This is a genomic window from Streptomyces prasinopilosus (genome assembly GCF_001419695.1).
Taxonomy (GTDB): domain Bacteria; phylum Actinomycetota; class Actinomycetes; order Streptomycetales; family Streptomycetaceae; genus Streptomyces; species Streptomyces prasinopilosus.
On record NZ_LIRG01000142.1, the window covers coordinates 1 to 1,507 of the forward strand.

General features: G+C 71.5%; 1 protein-coding gene. It reads left to right on the forward strand.

What is annotated here, in order from left to right:
• Positions 1 to 1,507 (forward strand): rhamnogalacturonan lyase (locus AOK18_RS07440; RefSeq protein WP_079104883.1); only part of this gene is annotated, 1,507 nt, incomplete at both ends.

Genomic DNA, 1,507 nt, shown 5'->3' on the forward strand with positions numbered 1-1,507 from the left:
ATCTCCCCGCCGGCCGGCGGCACCACCCCGGACGGCGTCTCCTACACCTACGAGGCCAACGACGCCTCCGTCGGCGACCTCGACGGCGACGGCGCCCTCGAGTTCGTCCTCAAGTGGCAGCCCACCAACGCCAAGGACAACTCCCAGTCCGGCTACACCGGCAACACGATCGTCGACGGCGTCCGGCTCGACGGAACCCGGCTGTGGCGCATCGACCTCGGCCGCAACATCCGCTCCGGCGCCCACTACACCCAGTTCCAGGTCTACGACTACGACGGCGACGGCAGGGCCGAGGTCGCCATGAAGACCGCCGACGGCACCCGGGACGGCACCGGCGCCGTCATCGGCAGCTCCTCCGCCGACCACCGCAACTCCAGCGGCTACGTCCTGTCCGGCCCCGAGTACCTGACCATGTTCGACGGGCGGACCGGCAGGGCGATGGGCACCGTCGACCACGTGCCCGCCCGCGGCACCGTCTCCTCCTGGGGCGACTCCTACGGCAACCGCGTCGACCGCTTCCTCGCCGGCACCGCCTACCTCGATGGCGCCCGGCCCTCCCTGATCACGGCCCGCGGCTACTACACCCGTTCCGTGGTCGCCGCCTGGGACTGGCGGGGCGGCGCCTTCACCCGCCGCTGGACCTTCGACACCAGCTCCTCCACCAACAGCGGCAAGGGCTACGACGGCCAGGGCTCCCACAGCCTGTCCGTCGGCGACGTCGACAGGGACGGCAAGGACGAGATCGTCTACGGCTCGATGGCCGTCGACGACAACGGCAACGGCCTGTGGACCGCGAAGACCGGCCACGGCGACGCCCAGCACCTCGGCGACCTCGACGCGTCGACCGCCGGCCTGGAGTACTACAAGGTCTCCGAGTCGGCCTCCCAGCCCGCGGCCCTGTACATCGACCCCGCCAACGGCTCGGTCCGCTGGAAGCTCTCCGCCTGCTGCGACAACGGGCGCGGTGTCGCCGGTGACATCTGGGCGGGCAACTCCGGCCCCGAGATGTGGTCCTCGTCCGACGGCGGCATCCGCGACGAGGGCGGCGCCACCAAGGGCCGCAAGCCCTCCTCCGCCAACTTCCTGGCCTGGTGGGACGGTGACCCGGTGCGCGAACTCCTCGACGGGACCCGCATCGACAAGTACGGCACCTCCTCCGACACCCGCCTGCTGACCGGCTCCGGCGTCGCCTCCAACAACGGCACCAAGGCCACCCCCGTGCTGTCCGGCGACATCCTCGGCGACTGGCGCGAGGAGGTCGTCTGGCGCACCACCGACAACACCGCGCTGCGCGTCTACTCCACCCCGCACGACACGAACGTCAAGATCACCACGCTGCTCCACGACACCCTGTACCGCACCGCGCTGGCCTGGCAGAACACCGCCTACAACCAGCCGCCGCACACCGGCTTCTTCCTCGGCGACGGCATGCCGACCCCGCCGCGCCCGGCGGTCCTGTCCGGGTCCGTGTGCTCAGGGCGTGTAGACCGCCGCGCGCGGCGGGGTC